The organism is Streptococcus sp. 4886 (genome assembly GCF_013276485.1).
Lineage (GTDB): Bacteria > Bacillota > Bacilli > Lactobacillales > Streptococcaceae > Streptococcus.
Window position 1 is genome coordinate 1 of sequence record NZ_VMLD01000021.1, and the last position, 3,933, is coordinate 3,933.

1 protein-coding gene is annotated in these 3,933 nt (G+C 47.8%); it reads left to right on the top strand.

The window, feature by feature from the left end; all coding sequences use genetic code 11:
* On the top strand, positions 1-3,933 hold a 3,933-nt coding region (locus tag HT679_RS09255), incomplete at both ends, for a Rib/alpha-like domain-containing protein (protein WP_173214262.1).

Here is a 3,933-nt window from a genome sequence, read left to right on the forward strand (position 1 = left end):
TGTCAAACCAAGCACCCCAAGTCTTGTAAGTGCAGTCGGTAAGAAAGATGCAGGCAGCGTTACAGTGAATGGCGTGAATAGTGGTACCACGGTAGCCCTCTATGACATGACCAATCCAGCTAACCCAATTGAATTGGGACGCACAGATGTACCAAAAGATGGCGACTTTGCGCTCAAAGATGGAGTAGCGATTAACCTAGCACCAGGTAAGAGCTTGTCTAAGGATATGCCGATCGCGGTTCGTAGTATTTACAAACCAACCGTAGCGACTGAACGAGTTGAATCAGACTACGGCACAAGCTTGAAGGTAACAGAGGGTCTAAAAGCCAAAGACTACCACTTGATTAAGGGAGAAAACCCAACGGGCGAGTTGAAAGATCGTCTTCAATACAAGGATGGTACAGCTCTTCCACCAGGCTCAACAGTAGAATGGAAGAACATTCCAGACTACAGCCGTGTAGGGGATGCGACTTACAAAGCGACTGTAACCATTCCAGGATCAGGTAGCACAGAAGTGACGATTCCAGTGCATGTCTATCCAACGGTAGCTCTAGCTAGTCCGAACGGCTATAACAATAAACAAGGAACCTTGTCACATGGAAGTGACGCAGAAAGGTATGTCGTCTTCAAAGATGGCAACCAAACAGTCGCTAAACCAGCAGGTGTAACCGTCCGTTGGCAAGGCGGCACTGCACCAGCTATCGCAACAGCTTCCGCAAGCCATGTCGGCCATATCGAGGTAGAATACCCATCAGACAATGCGGCAGGTAAGACGGTTGAAACCTTAGACGTAGCCCTTCCAACTTATCATGCAGTAGCCAAGGCAACAGAAGTAGTCCGTACAATTGATTCAACCTTTGCCTCAACAGAAGCTAGCGCTTATGTGAAGAAAGCAGAAAATGGACCAGACCTTCCACAAGGTACAGAGTACACATGGCAGACAGATGAAACAGGTAATGCGGCATACGGTTCAGGTACTTGGGGCAAAGTCAACGATGACTGGCTTGGTAAGAAGACCAACAAGGTTAAAGTTTACTACCCACAAGTAGACGGTGGTAATCCGAAAGAGGACAGTCTGGCAGAAGAGACAGAGGAAATCACCTTTGTGACGAAACCAGCGACTCCAAGCATTATGACTGACTTGACAGGAAGCGCCGGTACAAGAAAAACCATCCGTATTGCGAATGCGACACCAGGAACCACTGTTGAGCTCTACAATGGCGATACGAAAATTGGTTCTGTAGAGGTGCCGAAAGCTGGTACGACTCGCTACAGTGATCTAACGACAGTTGATCTAACGATGACCCAAGACATCCCAACATCAACCACCATCACAGCCAAAGCCGTTTACAAACCAACCGAAGCAACAGAACGCGTTGAATCAGATGCAAGTGCTGCGAAAGCTTCAACTTTCATCACTCTAAGTGCTAAAGGCAGCATCCAAACCATGAAGGGAACAGGCACTCTTACTGAGTTGGATAACTTGAATGAAACAACTCTGGCTAAGTTACTCCGTCGTTCAGACGCAGCTACGGACTTCACAGGCGCAACAGGTCGCTGGAAGAACCAAGATGCGACTAGAAAAACGGCAGATGCAGGCACTCGAACAGAAACCCTTCTAGTGCGCCTAGCAGGTCAGACGAAGGAGCAAGAGGTCAACTTCACCTTCACTACTTTAGCGCAACCAATCGCCAAAGCTGTCGTGAGAAGCAATGGTCAAGATATTACTAATGATAACTTGAGCGACTATGTGACAGCAGACGGCAACAATGGCTTAAGTTGGGAAAACCAACCAGCTAAGGTAGAAGTCGGCAAAGCTCTTCCACGTATCCAAGTTACTTACCCAAGTAATGGAGTAGCGGTATCAGACGTTACGACCCAATACGTGACACCAAAAGTATACGCTCTAGCAGAGAACCCAACTCCAAGTATTGATGCGCATAAAGGTAGCCCACTTTCAGAAGACGCTTCTGACTATGTAAAACCAGCATCAAACACAGAAGGTTTCCCTAATGGCACGACTCATGCATGGAAGAATGGAGACAAACCAAGTACCGACCATGTCGGAGAAGTGACGAAGACCGTTGTGACCACTTATGGTCAGGGCGATGATGTACCAGCTGAGCTTCGAGGTAAGGAAGTAGAAACACCGGTGACTATTACCGTTGTCCCAGACAAGCCAGTCGTGACTCCAAATACTGACGGAACAGTTGATGTAACGGTTCCAGAAGAAACAACGAAGGTTGAAGTGATTTACACACCAGAAGGACAAGACGCTCCAACAACCGTAGCGGTTACGAAGAACCAAGATGGTAGCTGGACAGCTCCAGCAGATAGCGGCATCACGATTAGCCCAGACGGCAGCAAGATTACGGTATCAGCGGACAAGTTGAAAGATGGCGCTGGCGTCACAGCCAAAGGTATCACGACAATTGGTAATAAAGACTTTACAAGTCAGCCAAGTGACAGTGCAGATGCCAAAGCACCACGCTTAGGAGCCCCAACGATTAGTCAAAACGCAGACTACGGCATTGAAGTTGAATTGGATGACAAGGCAACTCATGCGGAAGTAGACTATGTGGATGCGGCTGGAGTTGCTCGTAAATTAACCTTTGCGAAGCAAGCTAATGGGGATTGGACGAAGACAGATCATGTCGCTATCGGCACAGTCGTGACAACAGGTAACAAGATTGTGATGCAGGCCAATACCGCCAAGGCAGGCAGCACCGTAACAGCTACTCAAAAATCAGCTTTATCAGATTCATCAGAAGCAGCTGACCACAAGGCAGTGGGCTTACTGAACAGTCCAGTTGTGACTCCACAAATTGATAGTGGCGTCCAAATAGAAGCTCCAAGTGACGCGACAAGTCTTGAAGTAACCTACACACCAGCAGGTTCTCAAGCGCCAACTAAAGTGACACTTACGAAGGGCACAGATAACAACTGGACAGTACCAACAGGCTTTGAAGTTGGAACAGATGGCAAACCAGTCTTGAAAGCCAAGACAGCGGCAGCCGGAACTGAGGTAACGGTACAAGCTAAGGCTGAGGATATGGAAAGTAAGCCATCCACTGGCAAAGTGAAGACAGCTCAACCATCAACCTTTACTCCAGAAAGTAAACAAAATGGGGATGTTGTGATTCCATTACCAGCTGATGCGGATAAAGTCGTGATCAACTACCCAGAAAGCGATACGGTTACGAAAACAGTAGAGCTTACCAAGGGAGCAGATGGCAACTGGAGTGCACCAGCAGGAAGCCCAATCACAGTTGAAGCTGGCAAGGCAACTGTTAAACAAGGAACAGCAAGCAGTGGTAAGTCTATCACAGCTCAAGCAACAGCCGGAACTGGTACAGATGTCAGCGCGGCACGCGAAGCGACTATAACTGTTCCAAGTCATACGAAGCCAACTGTTAGCACCATTACGGTAGAAGCAGATAGTCAGCCAACAGCAGATTCTATTAGCAATGCCGTAACTGTAGACCATAAGAAAACTGCGGTAGCTAAAGCAGCTCTTCCAACGGTCGCTGCAGGTACCAGTCAAACTGTGGGAGTGACCGTCACTTATGACGATGACTCTACAGAAGATGTAGAAGTTACAGTCCAAGCTAAAGAAGCAACACCGACAACAGCGACAACTAAACAATGGCAAAATGGTGATGTTGAAATCGGCTTACCAGACAATGCGGATAAAGCAAGCTTGACTTATACAGATAAGCAAGGAAGCAGTCAAACTGTTGAGCTCAGCAAAGGAGCGACAGGCTGGACGGTAACAAGCGGTGATACGAGTCTATTAGATAACGGTAAGTTACGCTTGAAACCATCAAGCTACACAGCTGGTCAAGCTGTAAGTGTCAGCGCAACCAAGGGAAGTGGTGACACAACCAGTCAGGCATCAAGTGCAAGTATCACTCCGACAGCACATACAGTGAC